Origin of the sequence: Sporosarcina soli (assembly GCF_042655805.1) — a bacterium.
Taxonomy (GTDB): Bacteria; Bacillota; Bacilli; order Bacillales_A; family Planococcaceae; genus Sporosarcina; species Sporosarcina soli.
This window is the reverse complement of the sequence record NZ_JBHSNO010000006.1, coordinates 150,679-169,460: the sequence shown is the minus strand read 5'-3', so window position 1 is coordinate 169,460 and position 18,782 is coordinate 150,679. Positions and strand designations below refer to the sequence as shown.

Here is an 18,782-nt window from a genome sequence, read left to right as displayed (position 1 = left end):
TCTATTCATGAAATTGAATGAAAACGCACCCAAAACTGTAATATTAGAAAATAAGTAAAAATACAGTTGACTTTATATTTATGCATACATATAATAAGTGTAACTTGTTAGAAGGGGTGACTGAAATGAAGGTTGGAATCATTGGTGCATCAGGGTATGGGGGACTTGAGCTCATTCGGCTATTACATAGTCATCCCGAAATCAAAAAAATAGAATTATTTACTTCATCGGAAGAAGGAACGGTGTTTTCGCATAAGTATTCACATCTGATGAATATTATCGATCAGCCGCTTCAGAAAATCGAACACGAAACATTAGCAAACTATGACGTTATCTTTTCCAGTGCTCCCGCAGGTGTTGCGAGTCAACTTCTTGCTCCATTATTAGGCATTGGACCGATGTTGATTGATCTGTCAGGAGATTTCCGGTTAAAAGATCTTTCATCATACGAGCAGTGGTATAAAAAAACACCGGCTCCTGCTCATGCGGTCGAACAAAGTGTGTATGGTCTAACGGAGTGGAATCGGGAAGCGATCCAGCAAGCGGCATTGATCGCAAACCCTGGCTGTTATCCGACCGCGGTTCTATTGGCACTCCTTCCATTGGTGAAAGAAAACCTGATCGATGTTAGTCATCTAGTCATCGATGCGAAAAGCGGCGTCTCTGGAGCAGGCAATGGACTAAACCGCATGACACATTATAGTGAAACAAACGAAAATACAGCCATCTATAAAATAAACGAACATCAACATATACCAGAAATCGAACAGGCCTTTTCCATGTTTGCACAGGATACACCGCCGATTACATTCAATACGCATCTCGTCCCGATGACAAGGGGCATCATTGCCACTAGCTATGCACCTGTCAAAGAAGGCGTGACGGAAGCTCAGCTTGTGCAATGTTTAGAAGAGAAGTATGCCGAAGAACCATTTGTCCGTGTACTGCACGAGGCAAGTAAATTCGGAACGAACCAAGTATATGGTTCGAACTATTGTGACCTTCATGTCAAAGTCGATCCACGAACAAATCGTGCGACGATCGTGTCGGTGATCGATAATTTAGTCAAGGGCGCTGCAGGGCAAGCGATTCAAAACATGAACGTACAATTCGGCTTTGAAGAGACATTCGGCCTGACACATGTCCCGGCATTTATCTAATTTAGGGGGATTATTATGAAAACAACAGCCATCAATATTAAACATATCTCGGGGAATAACATCGTGTCTCCTATCGGTTTCAAAGCCGCGGGCATGCATTGTGGTATTAAACATAAGAAAAATGATTTAGCAATACTTGTCAGTGAGGTCCCTGCAAATGTAGCCGGTGTTTTTACGACGAATGTGATTCAAGCTGCGCCGCTGCTCGTTACAAAAGATGTCGTGCAACAGACGGGCAAAATGCAAGCTATCATCGTCAATTCTGGTAATGCAAATGCTTGTACTGGGAAACAAGGGATGAAAGACGCCTATTTGATGCAGGAAAAAACTGCAGAAAAATTAGGCATTGCACCGGAATTAGTCGGAGTGGCATCGACAGGTGTCATCGGAGAACAGATGCGAATGGAACCGATTGTTAAGGGGATTCAAGAGCTTGCACCAGCTGCGAAATTGGAAAGCTCCATCCTCTTTTCACAAGCAATTTTAACGACAGATACAGTGACGAAAAATACAGCGTATAGCTTAACCATCGATGGGAAGACAATTACGATTGCAGGAACTGCCAAAGGGTCCGGGATGATCGAACCGAATATGGCGACGATGCTCGGATTTATCACGACGGATGCGAATATCGAATCGATACATCTGCAAGGGGCACTAAAAACGGTGACGGATTTGACATTCAACTCAATTACGGTCGACGGCGATACGTCAACGAATGATATGGTCGTTGTCATGGCAAACGGGATGGCGGGGAACGATTCGTTAACTCCGGCACATCCGGATTGGGAAGCATTCGTCGCTGCTTTGCAGAATGTTTCACAAGATCTTGCGAAAATGATTGCCAAAGACGGTGAAGGTGCGACGAAACTGATTGAAGTCGAAGTGAAAGGTGCCGTTTCGGACATTGAAGCGCGAAAAATCGCCAAAACAGTTGTCGGCTCACCGTTAGTCAAAACAGCGGTTTTCGGTACAGATGCGAACTGGGGACGAATCATTGCTGCTGTCGGATATAGTGGTGCGACCATTGATCCGAATACTATCACGATCGAGATCGGAACAACAAAAGTAGTGGAAAATAGCGAGCCTGTCCATTTTTCAGAAGATGATATAATTCTTTATTTAAAACAGCCTGAAGTGAAAATTGTCGTCGATCTACATCAAGGAAATGGGAATGGTTTAGCATGGGGGTGCGATTTAACATATGACTACGTCCAAATCAACGCAACATACAGAACATAAGCGTATTGTCATTAAACTCGGAGGAAGCATGCTGGAAGGATTGGAATCGTCTTTTTTTAAGACGTTCCACGAGTTTCAGAATGCAGGCTATGAAATCATCATTGTCCACGGCGGGGGCCCAGCAATCAATCGGGAACTTGCCAAAAACGGCGTGACTTCCAGCGTCGTCAACGGAATCCGTGTCACTTCGAAGGAAGCGGTCAGCATCGTACAAGCAACTTTGGTCGGCCAAGTCAATCCGTTTCTTGTCCATCAGTTAAACAAAGCGGGGATCGAGGCAATCGGTCTAAGTGGTTATGATGGAAAACTTCTTTCTTGCACCGTACTGGATGAGGCGGTCTATGGATCCGTTGGTCAGATTCAACAGGTTCAAACTGACATGCTAGAAAAACTATTGAAGGCACAAATTGTTCCGGTCATCTCCTGCATTGGTGCTACGGCGGATGGAGCGCCGTTGAATATCAATGCAGATACGGTTGCCAGTGAAATTGCGCTGGCAGTAAAAGCGGATAGTTTGCTACTTGTGACGGACACACCAGGCATTCAAATCAATCAAGTTATCCAAGCGACCGTTTCCCCGGATGAAATTACACAATGGGTGGCGTCTGGCGATATATATGGAGGTATGATACCGAAAGTGGAAGCGGCGCTTGCCTGCTTACAATCGGGAATCCCTTCTGTCCAAATTGTTGGGCAACAATTAACAGGAACCGACATTACACTACAGGAGGTTTTGGCATGACGGCACTATTCCAAAACTACGCAAGACGTCCCGTCCATTTGGTGAAAGGGCAAGGGACAACGGTAACAGATGTGAACGGAAAAAATTATTTGGATTTTATAAGTGGAATTGCTGTTGTCAGTCTGGGGCATGCCCATCCTGCCATCGTCAAAGCGATTCAAACGCAAAGCGAACAATTATGGCATGTATCCAACTTGTTCGAAAGCCCGGAGCAAGAACAACTAGCCTCTACTCTCGTGGAAAACTCGCCATTCGATCACGCTCTATTTTGTAATAGTGGCGCAGAAGCGAACGAAGCTGCCATTAAATTGGCACGGAAACATACACAGAAAAATGTCATTATCACTTTTGAGCAATCTTTCCATGGCAGAACTTTTGCAACGATGTCTGCAACAGGACAAGAAAAAGTGCGCCAAGGTTTCGGTCCGCTATTGGAAGCGTTCCGCATCATTCCTTACAATGACAAAGAACAATTAGAAGCGGCTGCCGGCGACGATGTGGCGGCGATCATGCTGGAAGTCATTCAAGGGGAAGGCGGCGTCAATCAGATCGATTCGGAATTTGCACAATTGATTACAAAGATTTGTGAGGAAAAAGGGATTTTGCTCATCATCGATGAAGTGCAGACAGGAATCGGCCGAACGGGAAGTCGTTATGCTTTTGAGCAAACCAATCTCAAACCGGATATTATGACATTGGCAAAAGGTTTGGGAGGCGGGTTCCCGATCGGTGCGATGCTCGGAACAAGTGCACTTTATGATACGTTCGGTCCTGGAACTCACGGCACGACATTTGGCGGAAATCCACTCGCGGTGGCAGTTGCACAAACGGTTCTTGACCATGTTTTCCAAGAAGAATTTCTGCAAGAAGTGAACGACAAATCGGATTATCTTGTGGAGAAATTGCAAGCAGCATTGCCTCAGGACCAATTTCAAGTACGTGGCTCCGGACTATTGCTAGGCATCGAATGCAAAGAAGATGTCCAGCCCTTCATCCAACAAGCGGAAGAAGCCGGTTTGCTTGTTGTCCAAGCCGGCCCGAAAGTCATTCGTCTCTTGCCACCATTAACGGTGACGACAAGTGAAATTGACGAAGCAATCTCTATTCTTGCGCCAATCTTGTTAACAGAAAAAACAGTGAGTATTTAACTTGATTCAGCAGAAGTTCCTCACTTCTGTATTTGAATTAAGGCGTTCAGCGAGGCGCTATTCAAATGGTACATTTCAAAAACAAACGAATTTTCCTTTTTAAGGAAAATTCGTTTGTTTTGTTATGTACGAATGGTTAGGTCTTTCCTCTAGTTTGAAAAGGAAGCGACTGAACCCTCGGAATCATTTTCTGAAATTAGCGAAGCTAAAATTGCGAAAATACAGTAAAATAAAGTGATTTCATCTGTAGATAATGGAATGGGGGGAGCGGGATGGATGCAAGTGAACGGGAAGAACTTTACAATGGAATCCGTAACTTCCGTGAAAAGGAAGTGACAATTGGATTAACGGAAGAAGAAGTAAACGCACTAGCTCGATTATTGAAACAGGCTGAAGCCGATATGAAACAATCCGTTAACATTCAAGTTGACTACAATGAAAAACAACAGCAAGCACCCGTTACCGTCGAAGCGATTCGACAGGTCACATTCATTGAAAGTCCGGTCAAACAAAAACTAATAGAGCGTATCATGAAAAAAGAACAACTAATCTATTACGAGCTCCATGTACCTGAACGGACTGATTTGCAGTCTTATGGATGGTCGTACCGGTTTACACTGGAAGTGAAAAAGTTTATAGAGGAAGTTGGATTGGGTGACAAGTGGTCTACATTATTGCCAGCTGCGATGGAAATGTCCCCACTCCATATTTTGGACAAAGAAGAAATGGAGTGGCTAAATCTATTGCCGGATCCAAATTGGTGCTTACGAGTATTTGGGGAAGTGCCGGATTTGGAGATATTGGCGAAAAAGCATAGTGAAGAGATGCATGAAAGTATCCTTTGGTTAAAAGAACAATGGGAAGAAGGCTATCAGATTTACATTGATTGCACTGAATTGAATTATATTCAAATCGATTGAGAAGCAGGGGATTCGATTGAAGAAAAGGAAACACAGACGGGATTGGAAAAGGATCGGCTATGAGCTCTTAGCGTTTGCTTTTTTCATTTTCTTGCTCTATATCATCTTTGTCAACTGGCAAAGGAACGAAGACGTTAAAGAAGAGAAGAAATCGAACCCGACAGCTGCCATCGTTTATGAGAAGACAGCGGAAAAGCATTTGTTCAGCGGAATATCTTATATTGTTCTTCTCAAGCCAGGATTAGTAGAAAAAACGGTATCAAAGCTTTCGACGGGCGATTTGGCAACCGTTTCAAAAGTGGAATTCGAAGCACTAGAAATCGGTGATACGATCGATGGCTATTCGATCCAAGGTGTCTTTCATACGCTAAATGAGCTGGAAACCGATTTTAAATGGTTTTATATTGTTTTATGCATCGTAGGCATCTATCCGTTCGGTTATATCTGTTACTGGCTACTTAAAGTTAAAAAAGTAAAGGCTTTTATTACACGATATGATGTTGGTCTGGGTATCGTCATGTACATAATTTTGGGAGTGGGTTTACTAATCCTTTTGTTGTTCATGTATCGCGAGATAGTTGCCGATTTGAAAAATGGCTGTGAAAAATACTTCGGGGAACATCATATTGAAACGATTGCAACGGTCACGGACTATCATCGCGAACATAGAGGTGGGATTAGAGCTCCGACGTATTATTATTTGACAATCGCTTTTGAGGATGAGAATGATGGTCTTTATCATGTCACAAAAGAAGTGAAATATCATACGTATCGTACATACAAGGATGATGTGCTGCCGATCAGCTATAAAAAAGAGGATCCATATACAGTTTACGTCCAGCAGCCGGTTGCAAGGGATGTGTTAAATTTCTTGCTATCTCGTGATTTCTTCATTTATTGTATTATGGTAATTCTCACAGCGTTAATTGGCTACACATTCTTTTTATTGAACCGGAAACGGCGGACGGGCAGTTATTGGGCTGCGCCAGATAAAAAAAGAATAAAAGTGTAACTTCTAGTAATCTATCTCGTCAAATTCGTTAAGTAAGGAAAGTGAGGAGAGAAGTTATGAAGAAAATTGGTACAATCGCTATGGCGGCCCTGTTGACAGGAAGTCTTGCAGGAGGGATTCCCGCATTTGCACAGGAGGAAGCAGCGCAAGTCATCAGCGCAAAGGAGGAAGACACGACGAACTATATGAAATTTACGGGTGTCATTCAGAACATCGAAAAAGGGGAGGGTGAAATCCGGTTAACCGTTGAAAACGAAGAGAAACTCATTATGATCTTACGCATCAATGATGATTCTCTTCTATTGAACAGTGGTACGACGGAAAAGATTCAAAAAGAAGATTTAAAGAAAGGTGCAACCATCGAAGGTTATTATGACAAAAACAAACCGATGATCCTGATCTATCCTGCAACAGTGACGCCTGAACTTGTTATTGTGAAGGATGAAGACATTTTCGGTGAAGTGAAAGTCAGCAAATTCGATGAAAATTTCTTGAGCTTGGACAAGGGGTTAAAATTGAACATAGCCGAAGAAACGATTTTGCTTAACCAACAAGGCGAAGCCATTGAAAAGAAAGATCTAAAAGGAAAAGAGATAGTCGTCTTCTATAAAGCTACAACCAAAAGCCTTCCACCACAAACAACGCCATCCAAAATCATTGCATTGGATTATGTAACAGAAGAGATGGCGAAAGTACAAGACATCATTGCGGCTGATCATTACATGAAAGATGGCGTCAAAATGATTCCGCTCCGTAAAGTGGCTGAACAACTCGGCTATACCGTGCAATCCCAGCCAAAAGTAAATGGGGCACTTGTCACATTGGAAAATAGCTCCTTTACCATTACACGTGGCGACAAAACGTACGGATACAATAAAAGTATTCGAACTTTCGAAGTCGCTCCAGAACTAAAAGGCATGAAAACCTATGTATCAGAGGATTTCTTAGAGCTGCTAATTAGAAACTAACAACTGAAAACAGCGTGGCTATATGAACAGATGAGCTTGAGACGATGGGACTGTCTTTCTACATAAGACAGACGTTTCAAGCTTTTTTGTATGGAACAGAAGAATAACGGTGATGAGAATTTCTATTAGCAAAATATAACTATACAGAATCTTCATTCTCCGTTAGAGTAGAGTTATTATAAATTTTGAGGTGGATGAGAATGTTAAAGAGATTACTAGTCAGCTTCATCGCGATTATTTTCGTGTTTACGACCATTGGTAGTGCATCTGCCGCGCCATTATTCAAAGATGTCAGCGATAATTTCTCAGCAAAAAAAGAACTGGAATATTTAGCGAAACGGGGGATTATTACTGCGGATCCGACTGTAAACTTCGGAGTGCAGCAGGAAATCACCCGCTTAGAAGCATCTGAAATGATTATCAAAGCGCTTGGTCTTGAAACGGCTAACCGCCCGGCACCGAACTTTACAGATGTACGACCTGAAGATGAGGGTTATGCCGTGATCGCAACGATTGCGGATGAGGGCATCATGAATGGCAATGCTGACGGGAAATTCATGCCACACGACAAATTGACGAGAGGACAAATGGCTGCCATTCTTGTCAGTGCATTTGAATTGGAAGGGGCAACTGACTATGTTTTCCGCGATGTGCCTGCCACTTATTGGGCATCGGGAGCTATTCAGACCCTTTTTGCAGCAAACGTCACAACAGGCTATCCGGATAATACATATAAGCCCACCGCTTTCATCACAAAAGCGAATTTCGCTGTTTTCATTGCCCGTATTTTAAATCCGGATTTTAATCAAACACCTGCCTGCTATCATCCTGATAACACGAAAAAGTATATGGTCAATGTGCAAGTGACGACTTTATGGAAACAACCAGGCAAAAACCGCGTAGTAGACCGGCCTTCCCTGACGAGTCCGACAGACATTGAAAAATGGGCAAAAAGCATGAGTGTCAGTCAGAAGCAATGGCTTGTCGGTAAAATCGATACACAAGCATTGTATGGACAAGAGGTCGAAATTTTAAAAAGCAGTGGGGATTGGTACCAGATTGCGGTCAAAGATCAGTATGTCCCGCATCAGAAAGCCGGTTATCCTGGATGGGTCCCGAAATCCCATATTACGGAAGTCTATCCAAACTATCAGGATTGCCCGATAGCTATCATCGATGCGAATATCGCGAAACTTTACGATGCACCGAAGCTATCGGATAAATACAAGTTCATGGACATCAGCTATACAACCATTTTACCAATTGTCAAAGAAGAGAAGGATTGGTTATATGTTCAAACACCTGCAAATGGTGTGAAATATGTGCGGAAACAGGATGCCAAAGTAGTGAAAAACTATGAAGCGATTCCAAAACCGACCCAAAAAGATATCGTCGATAGTGCCAAACAATTTCTTGGGTTGCCTTATCTTTGGGCAGGGACATCGGGATTCGGTTTTGATTGCTCAGGAATTATGTATTCCGTCTATAAAAATCATGGGATCATTATCCCGCGCGACTCTTTCGTTCAGGCCGCTAACGGAACACCTGTCGCCAAGAAAAACTTAGAGCCTGGCGATTTAATGTTTTTTGCCTACAATGGTGGAAAAGGTAAAGTCTATCATGTTGGCATGTATATCGGCAACGGCAAAATGTTGCATGCTCCAAATTCCAGTAAGAAAATCGAAATCATCTCCTACGAAGCTGGGATTTATAAAACGAATTATGCCGGCGCAAGGCGTTATTTGAAATAGAACTGAAAACCAGATGTTGCATCCGTTTGAGGATACGCATCTGGTTTTCTTCTGTTTGTTGATAGAACACATTCAGGCCCCAAGAAACATAAGATAAGCAATAAGGCGGGATCGTATGAGTACTTTGGAAAAGGGTGTGAGCAAGCGTGTCTCAAAAAAATTCCAATCATAAGTCACATGCTTCATACACACTAAGTGATTTATTAAAAGGAAAAGATATTGAAATTGTGGCGGCTTCGTTACTACTCCTTGGAAAACTCAAAGTGGATTCAGTGCAGCTATTCAGGGATCAGCCGGTTATAGCGGTTACACTACTGGGTCAGTTTAAACAAATGGGCGATAAAAAGGCCAACGAACTAGCAGATTTCTTGGAGAAGAATGGTGATATGACATTAGATGAAGTATTCGAAGGTATCAAGAAAAGAATGGCCAAAGATGGGGTGGATGAACGTGGAAGGAAAAAATGAATTTGATGCGATTAAATTTATCAATACAGTCATTTTAATCGTCTTTTTACTGTTACTGATTTTCGGTTCACGAAATTTAGGTGGGTTGACAGAGGTAGAAGATATCGGTTGAACCCGATATCTTCTAGCACAATGAAGGCAATTTAGATAAATATCGCTTTATTCACGTTGCCGTTTTTAATCCGTAGTAAATCCGATACGGTTGTGATATTTTTCTTTTCTAACCGCTTGATTAATTCAACAAAGAGATGTGCAGTTGACAAAGCATCGCCAAGTGCACGGTGCCGTTGAAAACTTTTTGTTCCAAAGAGCCGGGCATAATCATCAAGATCAAGCTGGTCCGAAGTCGGATGTAGATAGTGGATCAAATCCATCGTATCAAAAGACAGCGGTACCTTATACGTATACTTCTCCCGTGCCAATTCCTTTTTGAGGACGAGCTGATCGAAGCCAACGTGATGACCGATCCAACTAACGCTTTGGTATGTCTCCATAAATTCGAATAACTGTCCAATCGCTTCTAAAGGAGAAGGAGCATAATCGATATGAACTTGTTCGATGGAGGTCAATTTTGTAATATGGTGTGGTATGGAGCGCGCTGGATTGACGAATGTCTGGAAGGTGTTGTCTGTCACTTCAAGCTGTTCAATATGGACAGCTCCGATTTCAATGAGTCCATCCTTTGCACCGATGGCAAATCCCGTCGTTTCTGTATCGATAACTGTGAAGGATATGTCTTGTATCCGCGTATCCAATCGAATCGCATAGTCAAGTTGAACGTTTAATCGTTTCTTTTTACCAAACAAGCCCGATCCACTCCTAGCTAGGTCATAATTTTGCCGATAAATGCGATTGCAATGAAGAAACCGTCGACAACATGGAGCGCAATTCATCCTGCTCCCATTGTCGGATTTCTGAAAATTCAATAGCTGTTTTAATTTCTTCGTTCCGTAAATGTTTCTTCCATGATAGTCTAATCCGTGTCCGCAGGGCAATTTCATAAGCGTGGCGAATGTCTTCCGCAAATTCAGAAGACAACTCACCAACGCGGACTAAGCTGTCCAGCAATTGCACAGGGGTGGCATTCAGGATGTTCCGATGCACCGCTAAAATTTGCAAGCAATGATGCAGGGGAAACAAAGCATGCTTTTTAATATCAATCGTTTGGCGTTTCCCTCTCCCTTTGAACAGTGTCAGAAGAGATAGGCTGTACGGAGGCGCATCATTGTCCAGTTCCTGTTGTGCCATCGCATATAGAAACGTTTGGGCATGTTGCAATTGTCTTTTCAACATGGTCGAAAAATGCTGATGAACGGTCGAATCGCCGATTAACAATCGGAATGATAAAAAATTATAGCTGACTAAGATTTGTTCGTCAGTCATTTCCAATGCCCATGTGCGAATCCGTTGTTGCCATTCGGAAACGGAACCTCTCCACATCGCTTCGCTAGCCATCATCTGACCTTTGCATCTGGCATAACCAGCTTGCTCCAAATGCCGGACAATCTCCTCGCCAAGCAATGAAAAATAATGGAGCGCTTGGTCTTTCGCTTCCCCCTCGCAATCCGCATAGACGAGAAAATGATCTTGATCCGTAAGCATAAACTGTTCACCCCTGGCCCCGCTACCCATCAAATACCATGCATAAGGAACAGGCGGAATGCCTTTCCCTTGGCGTTCCAGTGATTGTACGGCTAACTTGACACATTGGCGGGACAAGCGATCGTATAATTTTGTAATGATTTCAAGTGTCTGGATAGTGGAAATATCATCATGGATCAACGTCGAGAGGACGTCATAGATCGCTGTTTTGACAAAAGGAAGCGTTTCAAATGAAGCCCCTTCAATCTTTTTTAAAATCCCCATCGATCCACGATCCCGTTTCGCCATGAGATTGGAAAGCGTCACGACTCCCACGGGACGACCGGCTTCAACAACGGGTAAATGCTTCACGCCATAGTTATAAAATGTGGAAAGCGCCTCGTAATAATAGTCATAGGGCGAAATTGTATGGAGATGCTTGGTCATGATATCTTTCGCGTTCAGTGGTCCGCATACTTGTTGAGCAACTACCCGGCGAACAAGGTCTTTTTCCGTAATGATGCCTACCAATTGGCCGTTCTGATCGATGACCAATACGGAACTGATTGTTTTTTGCACCATCATTTTCGCAATCTCTTGGCTCGATTCCTCTTCAATTACTGTGAATGGAGGTGTATTCATCAAATCTTTTACCCGATATACATAAGGCTCACTCGTTCCCCATTCGTCTGCTAACCGTATTTGCTCGCCAAGAGAGGCGTAGACATTTGCTAAGCGATGGGACATCTTTTGCAAAATCATATCGCGGACACGCTCATCGCCAAGTCGTTTCTTTACGACAGAATAGGGGATTTGCAAGCATTGGCTACCTTTAGATACTACGAGTTTCAATCGATGACGATCAAGTGGCCGGCTTGGCTCACCAAGGAAATGGGAGAGATTCGAAAAACCGATGACTTCCCCTTGTTGCACCATTTCAAGGAGAGTGGATTGGCCTTCAACGTTTTCAATATAGATTTCGGTCAATCCTTCCAAGATGAGTAAAAGTCCTTCTTCTGGATCTTTGAAATAATCCATTTTTTCCACTGTACGATAATTTTTCAACGTGCATTCTGCCAATAAAGTTTCGAATTCAGCATCTGTTACACCATTGAATAACGGAGATTGCTGAATGCGCTTACGGATGCCAGAATCCAATTCTGTTTGCATTACCACTCCACCTTCCGTTACAAAGTGAAAATGAACTCCCCACCCCTAAAAGTTCAGGGTGGGGAGTTTATTCATCAATTACATTTAGTTTTGAAGTTCACGATAGCCTGTTTCCGCTTTGAATTTAATTTCCGCGTAATCGATTTCTTCTTTGCCCCTAGCAGACAGAATGGTGCCGATATAGGCAGCCAAGAATCCTGCCGGAATCGAAATGATCGCTGGGTTTGTCAGTGGGAAAATAGGATTTCCAGTAATGAGTGTCGCTCCTTCAACAGGGCTCATGACGCTTGGACTTACCCCAACTAGGACGAGTGAGACGATCAATCCGGTTAACATAGAAGCGATAGCGCCTGTCGTGTTAAATCGTTTCCAATAGATCGTCAGTAGAATCGTTGGCAAATTGGCAGCCGCAGCGACACAGAATGCAAGCGATACTAAAAAGGCTACATTCAATTTTTCTGAACCGAGTGCCAAAATGATGGAAAGGACCGCGACTGAAATGGCTGCGATTCGTGCAGCTGTCACTTGTTGCTTATCCGTCACTTTCCCTTTTTTAAACACTTCCGCATACAGATCGTGTGCAATGGCAGATGCGCCAGTCAGTACAAGACCGGATACAACCGCGAGAATAGTTGCGAATGCAACCGCGGCGACAAAGGACTCAAGTGCATTTCCGCCTAGGACAGCAGCGAGCATCGGTGCAGCCATGTTCCCCGCAGCATTTTCAGCAACAATCGCTTCTTCACCGACAAAAATGGCCGCTCCGAAGCCTAAAATCATTGTAATGAAATAGAAGGCGCCGATGATCCAAACCGCGTAAATAACGGAAGATCGTGCCGTTTTTGCATCTTTTACCGTGAAAAAGCGCATTAAGATATGTGGTAGGCCAGCAGTCCCTAAGAACAGTGCCATCAGGACAGAAATCAGCCCGAGTGGGTGATCGTAAAGGACGCCTGAATGTAAGTAGCTCTCACCATGCTTTGTTGCGACTGCAACCTTCTCGAACAAACTTGTGAAACTAAAATTAGTTCTTAATAGGACAAGGAATGCAATGACGATTGTCCCAATCATTAGAAGTACAGCCTTAATGATTTGTACCCAACTCGTAGCCGTCATACCGCCGAATAATACGTACACCGTCATCATGACGCCAACAATAAGAACAGAAAGCCAATAATCGATACCTAGTAGCAATTTGATAAGCGCACCTGCCCCCACAAGTTGCGCAATCATATAGAACAGAACAATCGTAATCGTATTCAAAGCCGCCGCCGCACGTACTTTCTTCGCTGCAAAACGTGATCCGATCATATCGGCCATCGTGAATTTACCAAGATTCCGAAGCGGTTCTGCGACGAGGAACAAGACAACAAGATAAGCTGTCAGCCAGCCGAGACTATAATAGAATCCATCATAGCCGTTCAGTGCAACTGCCCCGGCAATACCGAGGAAAGACGCAGCGGATAAGTAGTCGCCTGCAATTGCCAAACCGTTTTGCCATCCCGTCAACGAACCCCCAGCTGTGTAAAAATCACTTGCAGTCGATGTTTGTTTGGCAGCCCAATAGGTGACGCCAAGTGTTAGTCCGATTACTCCGACAAATATTGCAACAGATATGAAATCCATTTATAAAATCCCCCTTATCTCCCGAATAAATCCCCTTTGTTACGCTTACAATGTCTTTTTCAATATTTCTTCTACGTCTTTGTCAAAGCCAGCCGCTTTTTTCGTGTAGATGGTTGCAAGTGTCCAAACCATGATGAATATGCCAAATGAGTATATCCAAGTCCATGTAATCAGACCAATCGCTTTGTTCTCAAGAATGGTCGTATAGGATGTAAGAACTGGTAACAAAGCATAAATTGCAGTAAATAAAATCGTATAAAAAAGTAAAAATCCATTTTTACGCTTACTTAATTTCTTGAATTCTGGCGTATTGATCAGCTTCTCATAATCCAAAGTGGCTGGGTCATTTTGTAAAGTGGATGACTCATTGTTTCGGTCATGGCTCGAACTTTCATAGGTTACTTCTTCGTCAATTTTTACACTCATTTTGCATTCCCCCTTAATGTTGAAAATGATTGAAACACTAACTGCATGTTCCCAGTGTTGTGTTCTAAGGATCAGTTAACCTCCATTCTTCTGAAATCGCTTTCATAAAATAGGTAAAACAGAGCTGAAATTTGACGATTGATATAGAACACATATTCAAGATACCAAATCTTCTTCCAATAAACAAGATATTTTTTCAGAATAATAGGAAATTTACTCCATCTTTATAAAGATAGAAAATAACCGCTAGTTTTTCCAGCTGCAGGAAGTTAGAAAAGTAACGAATTATCAGATGAATAGACAAAAAATGCTGTAATATGACAGGATAAACCAGCAAGTACAAATCAGAATCCATATAAAAAGCCCTGAGTAATAGGATGCAAGAACGCTTGTGTGGTGTAATGAGGCTTCAATAGAATAGGTGACTCAAGGATGGTCGGCCCATCCCCGAAAGCGAGGGAGTGGTGCTAGTGTCAGTTTTCAAATCATTGATGTTGGCGGTAGCATTCGCAACGTTAATTGTATTGATACTGTCAGATAACAAAAAACAAATATAACCCATCCTTGAGTTAGAGGCTCAGATGGGTTAATCCTATCGAATAGCCGACTCCTTGAAGAGACCTGCTATTATATTGACCGTCCGATCTCACAAATCAGCGGTCTTTTTTTAACTTGATTCAGCAAATCTTTTTGTACTGAAAGCGAAGCGTCAGCTACAGAAGTCCCCCACTTCCATAAGTGGCGGGATAAATGCCAGAAGGCATTTCAATCAGAGGGAATCCAAGCTCCCTGCTGCTTAGAGGAACTCAGGCTAAGTTCGCCGCGTCCTGAATGAACGTGCCTTAATTTCTGCAAAAAACGCAGAAATACGGCAAATCTAACCCTCCGCTGTTTGATTGGCAACGCCTGAGTGACCAACATCCTGTCGGCCCAAGCCTCCGGCGGATGTCACAGATTTTGAAAGGAGTTAAAGGAAGGCAGTCCAAGTTCGCGACGTCCTAAATAAAGTGCCTTAATTTCTGCAAAAAACGCAGAAATACGGCAAATCGAACCCATTGCTGTTCGATTCGCAACGACTGCATGACCAACATCCTGCAGGCCTCAAGCTCGATTCAAAATATGGACGCAATTACGCCGAGGCGTAATTGATTGTATTCAACGTCTACATTTATTGTACAATCCAACTTTTTTATTGCAAGGAAGTGAAATCTAGCGGATATATGGACGTAGATAAGGGAAGTACCTGATTTATGGATATAATCAAGTTATACCACTCTATATGTTACAATTTAGGGCAGGATAATGCGCTAACAATAATGGAGGTTATCTAGATGAAGTTCATTCGCAACCAGCTGCTGAAATTTGAAATGGATCCAACCTTAGCTGGTTATCTTTCGATTCTAATTATGCTTCTTTTTATAATACTTATTTGTGTTATGGCAAATTTTATCACAAAACAGGTCGTCATCCGGATGATTACGAAAATCGTAAAAAATACAAAATACCAGTGGGATAATATGTTACTGGAGCGAAAAGTTTTTCATAAGCTATCTCATATTGTTCCCGCCATTATTATTTATCACTTTGCTTCCGCATTCCCGACTTATCATAATGCGATTGAAAAGGGTGCGATTGCTTATTTGACCATTATGGGGTTGATCGTTATTAATAGTCTTTTGAATGCGATGAATGATATTTATCAAACTTATGAAATATCTAAGATCAAGCCCGTTAAAGGATATATACAAGTTGTTAAAATTATCGTTGTGCTATTTGGGAGCATCCTGGTGATCGCAAATTTGATGGGGAAGAGTCCACTTTTACTTCTAAGCGGGATTGGTGCTCTCTCAGCTATACTGATGTTGGTTTTTAAAGATTCATTATTAGGTCTTGTTGCGGGAGTACAGTTGACTGCCAATGATATGGTGCGAGTGGGTGACTGGATTGAAGTGCCTAAATATGGAGCGAATGGAGATGTCTTGGATATCTCATTAAATACAGTAAAGGTGCAAAACTTCGATAAAACGATTACGATGCTTCCAAGCTATGCTCTGATATCCGATTCTTTTATAAACTGGAGAGGAATGCAAGCCTCGGGAGGAAGGCGGATTAAACGATCATTATTTGTCGATACAACGAGCATTTCGTTTTGTACCGAGGAGATGATCGAGCATTTTAAAAGCATCCACTTTCTGTCAGACTATATTATCGATCGAGAAAATGAAATTGCGACGTATAATAGCAAAAACAAAATTAACCAAAACAATCGGGTGAATGGTAGGGCTCTTACGAATATTGGCGTATTTAGAACCTATATCAGCCACTATCTACAAAATCATCCGGGGATCAATCAGGAAATGACCCTCATGGTAAGACAGTTGGCGCCCAGTGAAAACGGGTTACCGATCGAAATATATGCATTCGCCAATAGTGTAAAGTGGACGATATACGAAACGGTTCAGGCTGATATTTTTGACCATCTATTTGCCGTAGCACCTGAATTTGGCATCCGTTTATTCCAAAATCCATCTGGAAGTGATTTTAGGGCATTGCGGATGAATGAAGAATAAATTGGATAGTCAAGGAAAAGTTACGTAATGATATTTTTACTAAAAAATATAGACATACCATCCGAGTAACCAGGATGGTATGTCTTTTACATCGTTGAAAATGACTAAGTTTGGAAGTGGAATGTCAGGGAAGGATGCAACGAATGTCCCGTAATCCATTTGCCTTAATTTACCGGAATATGTCTAAAGATGAAACTCTCCATGCTCACTCTCGTAAATATACATATATCAACTAGTGGAGCGTGAGGAAATGGAGCCGATTATTCAATTTTTATTAACACCGGTAGGTATGATACTTACAGGTATTGTTCTTGTTGTGTTGATTATTGGCGGGATCTATAACCGTTTTGTGTCTCTTCGAAATCGCGTAGAGGAAGCTTTTCGGGCAATCGATGCGTACTTGGAGCAACGTTTTGACCAATTGACGAAATTAGCAGATGCGGTTGCATCTTACAATGAACACGAAAGAAAGACACATACGGAGCTAGCAAAAATCCGTTCAGGTTATCGTACGATGAGCCCTGATGAAAAAATTGCCGCTGCCAATGAAGTGGAAGGGCTCGAATCGAGAATGCGTGTACAAATCGAACGATATCCTGAGTTGAAAGCATCCGAAATCTACAAAGATTTGACGAAGGCCATTACGGATATTGAAGAGAAATTGTCTGCAAGCCGTCGAAGCTATAATGCGAATGTCTACAAATTCAACACAAAGCTTGGACAATTTCCTACAAATATTCTCGGTTCGATCATGGGCTTCAAAAAAGCCGAAATGTTCAAAGCGACGGAAGAGAAAAGGCAGGACATCGATTTACGCGGCAGATTGAGGGGGGAGTAAATGTTTCCTTCATTTGAAATAATTTTGCCTTCTTTACAACCTGCGCTGAATGAATCTCAGCAATTCAGAAAGAAGGCACAACGAAAACTGTTGCGCAATGTGTTGATCGGGCTAGTGTTATGGGGCCTTTTCTTCCTCAGTCTGCTATTCAATCAGTCCTCAATGGTTGTAGGTTCGCTGCTGGCTGTTGCCTTTTTTGGCATGTGCATAATGCTCGGCTTGAGCTTGCGGGGCGTCATGGAATTCAGACGAAACTATTCACATCGTCTTGTAGGCGGACTGATCACCTCATTATTCAAAAATATTACGCCGCCTCCCGAGGAACCCAATTATGAATACCGGGCCTCTTTTCAACCCGGCAGGAAAATTGGGAGCCTCAATATCCGAAGAAGTAAACTCGTCGGGGACTTTACACATATGAGCGGGGAAGATTATACGAGTGGTAAAATCGGGTTGACGACATTTGAATTCTCAGAAATCGACTTAAAGCGTGAAGTAGAGTATAAAGATAGCGATGGGAAAAAACACAAAAAAATGAAAAAAGTTTTTAAAGGTATTGTTTTCGTTGCAGATTTCCATAAAGATTTCAGAGGAGAAACGTTTCTCGTTCGGAAACAATTACTCGGAAAAGATAAATGGCGCCTTCGCATGGATGGGATTATGACAATCGACATGGAAGATATGGAATTCAATAAGACGTTCCAAACGATGACGACAAATGATATCGAAGCCCGCTATATTCTATCTGCCAATTTGATGGAGAAAATTATGGAATTCAATCGCCGTGCAAAAGGCCCTATTAAAATTGCTTTTGTCAGATCAAAAATGTATCTCTTTACAGAAACGAATAAAAACCATTTTGATGGAAAGTTTTTTGAAAACAACGACGAGAAAACATTGGAGCAAATCTACAATGATTTCAGATTGTATTTCGATATTATCGAAGAGTTCAAATTGAACCGACGGATTTGGAGTAAAAAATAATATTGCTGGTCAACAGAGTGCGATAACCTTTAGGGTTTATCGCTTTTTTATTGGTTCCAAAGCCTTCGATTGCAATCAATCTCGTTTCGAGTGCAAGCAAATAAGCAGCGCATTGAAAATCCCTGACAAATCAGGCATACGGCTTTGAACGTCCATTGAACAATCTGTATTATCGGG

The 18,782-nt window shown here is 42.3% G+C and carries 17 protein-coding genes; 13 read left to right on the top strand and 4 right to left on the bottom strand.

Annotated elements, in window-relative coordinates:
• Positions 1–125 precede the first annotated feature (125 nt).
• The 10 genes from argC (at position 126) to ACFPRA_RS13000 (ending at position 9,522) form a co-directional block, all read left to right on the top strand.
• Complete coding sequence (argC, locus tag ACFPRA_RS13045) at positions 126–1,160, top strand: N-acetyl-gamma-glutamyl-phosphate reductase (RefSeq protein WP_381435304.1); 1,035 nt, start codon at positions 126–128, stop codon at positions 1,158–1,160.
• A 15-nt stretch (positions 1,161–1,175) separates the two neighbouring features.
• Positions 1,176–2,402, top strand: coding sequence for a bifunctional ornithine acetyltransferase/N-acetylglutamate synthase (gene argJ / locus ACFPRA_RS13040; protein ID WP_381435301.1), 1,227 nt, complete (start codon positions 1,176–1,178; stop codon positions 2,400–2,402).
• Positions 2,365–3,144, top strand: a complete 780-nt coding sequence (gene argB, locus ACFPRA_RS13035; protein ID WP_381435298.1) for an acetylglutamate kinase — start codon at positions 2,365–2,367, stop codon at positions 3,142–3,144. Before argJ ends, argB begins: the two co-directional genes overlap by 38 nt.
• Complete coding sequence (locus ACFPRA_RS13030) at positions 3,141–4,292, top strand: acetylornithine transaminase (RefSeq protein ID WP_381435295.1); 1,152 nt, start codon at positions 3,141–3,143, stop codon at positions 4,290–4,292. The genes argB and ACFPRA_RS13030 overlap by 4 nt, the downstream gene beginning before the upstream one ends.
• Before the next feature lie 272 nt (positions 4,293–4,564).
• Positions 4,565–5,212, top strand: a complete 648-nt coding sequence (locus ACFPRA_RS13025; RefSeq protein WP_381435292.1) for a hypothetical protein — start codon at positions 4,565–4,567, stop codon at positions 5,210–5,212.
• A gap of 16 nt (positions 5,213–5,228) precedes the next feature.
• Positions 5,229–6,224: a hypothetical protein gene (locus tag ACFPRA_RS13020; protein WP_381435289.1), complete on the top strand. Its 996-nt coding sequence runs from the start codon at positions 5,229–5,231 to the stop codon at positions 6,222–6,224.
• A 56-nt stretch (positions 6,225–6,280) separates the two neighbouring features.
• Complete coding sequence (locus ACFPRA_RS13015) at positions 6,281–7,192, top strand: stalk domain-containing protein (RefSeq protein ID WP_381435286.1); 912 nt, start codon at positions 6,281–6,283, stop codon at positions 7,190–7,192.
• Positions 7,193–7,392: 200 nt separating this feature from the next.
• Positions 7,393–8,943 (top strand): S-layer homology domain-containing protein, encoded by a 1,551-nt coding sequence (locus tag ACFPRA_RS13010; protein WP_381435284.1) that lies wholly within the window; start codon positions 7,393–7,395, stop codon positions 8,941–8,943.
• Between the two features lie 146 nt (positions 8,944–9,089).
• Complete coding sequence (locus ACFPRA_RS13005) at positions 9,090–9,410, top strand: hypothetical protein (RefSeq protein WP_381435281.1); 321 nt, start codon at positions 9,090–9,092, stop codon at positions 9,408–9,410.
• Positions 9,394–9,522 carry a hypothetical protein gene (locus ACFPRA_RS13000; RefSeq protein ID WP_381435278.1) on the top strand — a complete coding sequence of 43 codons (129 nt, stop codon included), beginning with the start codon at positions 9,394–9,396 and terminating at the stop codon, positions 9,520–9,522. The genes ACFPRA_RS13005 and ACFPRA_RS13000 overlap by 17 nt, the downstream gene beginning before the upstream one ends.
• 31 nt (positions 9,523–9,553) lie before the next feature.
• On the opposite strand, the gene ACFPRA_RS12995 is transcribed toward ACFPRA_RS13000, so the two are convergent.
• From ACFPRA_RS12995 to ACFPRA_RS12980, 4 genes are all read right to left on the bottom strand, one after another.
• Positions 9,554–10,216 carry a 3'-5' exonuclease gene (locus tag ACFPRA_RS12995; protein ID WP_381435276.1) on the bottom strand — a complete coding sequence of 221 codons (663 nt, stop codon included), beginning with the start codon at positions 10,214–10,216 and terminating at the stop codon, positions 9,554–9,556.
• Positions 10,217–10,238: 22 nt separating this feature from the next.
• The gene (locus ACFPRA_RS12990) at positions 10,239–12,161 is read right to left on the bottom strand and encodes a DUF294 nucleotidyltransferase-like domain-containing protein (protein WP_381435273.1); all 1,923 of its coding nucleotides are present in this window, start codon (positions 12,159–12,161) and stop codon (positions 10,239–10,241) included.
• Between the two features lie 84 nt (positions 12,162–12,245).
• Positions 12,246–13,787, bottom strand: a complete 1,542-nt coding sequence (locus tag ACFPRA_RS12985) for a solute symporter family protein (RefSeq protein ID WP_381435270.1) — start codon at positions 13,785–13,787, stop codon at positions 12,246–12,248.
• A 45-nt stretch (positions 13,788–13,832) separates the two neighbouring features.
• Positions 13,833–14,213, bottom strand: coding sequence for a DUF485 domain-containing protein (locus ACFPRA_RS12980; RefSeq protein WP_381435266.1), 381 nt, complete (start codon positions 14,211–14,213; stop codon positions 13,833–13,835).
• Between the two features lie 1,331 nt (positions 14,214–15,544).
• Between ACFPRA_RS12980 and ACFPRA_RS12975 the strand changes: the two genes are divergently transcribed.
• The 3 genes from ACFPRA_RS12975 to ACFPRA_RS12965 all read left to right on the top strand — a co-directional run bounded on the left by ACFPRA_RS12975 (position 15,545) and on the right by ACFPRA_RS12965 (position 18,605).
• A complete protein-coding gene (locus tag ACFPRA_RS12975; protein ID WP_381435264.1) occupies positions 15,545–16,783 on the top strand; it encodes a mechanosensitive ion channel family protein in 1,239 nt (412 codons plus the stop codon).
• A 250-nt stretch (positions 16,784–17,033) separates the two neighbouring features.
• Positions 17,034–17,621 (top strand): LemA family protein, encoded by a 588-nt coding sequence (locus tag ACFPRA_RS12970; protein WP_381435261.1) that lies wholly within the window; start codon positions 17,034–17,036, stop codon positions 17,619–17,621.
• On the top strand, positions 17,622–18,605 hold the full coding sequence (locus tag ACFPRA_RS12965) for a DUF3137 domain-containing protein (RefSeq protein WP_381435258.1): 984 nt from the start codon (positions 17,622–17,624) through the stop codon (positions 18,603–18,605).
• Positions 18,606–18,782 lie beyond the last annotated feature (177 nt).

Excerpts from the sequence above, each read along its gene's own strand:
- ACFPRA_RS13025 (WP_381435292.1), top strand. The coding sequence starts at position 4,565 with ATGGATGCAAGTGAACGGGAAGAACTTTACAATGGAATCCGTAACTTC.
- ACFPRA_RS13015 (WP_381435286.1), top strand. The coding sequence starts at position 6,281 with ATGAAGAAAATTGGTACAATCGCTATGGCGGCCCTGTTGACAGGAAGT.
- ACFPRA_RS12990 (WP_381435273.1), bottom strand. The coding sequence starts at position 12,161 with ATGCAAACAGAATTGGATTCTGGCATCCGTAAGCGCATTCAGCAATCT.
- ACFPRA_RS12980 (WP_381435266.1), bottom strand. The coding sequence starts at position 14,213 with ATGAGTGTAAAAATTGACGAAGAAGTAACCTATGAAAGTTCGAGCCAT.
- ACFPRA_RS12970 (WP_381435261.1), top strand. The coding sequence starts at position 17,034 with ATGGAGCCGATTATTCAATTTTTATTAACACCGGTAGGTATGATACTT.
- argC (WP_381435304.1), top strand. The coding sequence starts at position 126 with ATGAAGGTTGGAATCATTGGTGCATCAGGGTATGGGGGACTTGAGCTC.
- ACFPRA_RS12975 (WP_381435264.1), top strand. The coding sequence starts at position 15,545 with ATGAAGTTCATTCGCAACCAGCTGCTGAAATTTGAAATGGATCCAACC.
- ACFPRA_RS13030 (WP_381435295.1), top strand. The coding sequence starts at position 3,141 with ATGACGGCACTATTCCAAAACTACGCAAGACGTCCCGTCCATTTGGTG.
- ACFPRA_RS13010 (WP_381435284.1), top strand. The coding sequence starts at position 7,393 with ATGTTAAAGAGATTACTAGTCAGCTTCATCGCGATTATTTTCGTGTTT.
- argJ (WP_381435301.1), top strand. The coding sequence starts at position 1,176 with ATGAAAACAACAGCCATCAATATTAAACATATCTCGGGGAATAACATC.
- ACFPRA_RS12985 (WP_381435270.1), bottom strand. The coding sequence starts at position 13,787 with ATGGATTTCATATCTGTTGCAATATTTGTCGGAGTAATCGGACTAACA.
- argB (WP_381435298.1), top strand. The coding sequence starts at position 2,365 with ATGACTACGTCCAAATCAACGCAACATACAGAACATAAGCGTATTGTC.
- ACFPRA_RS12965 (WP_381435258.1), top strand. The coding sequence starts at position 17,622 with ATGTTTCCTTCATTTGAAATAATTTTGCCTTCTTTACAACCTGCGCTG.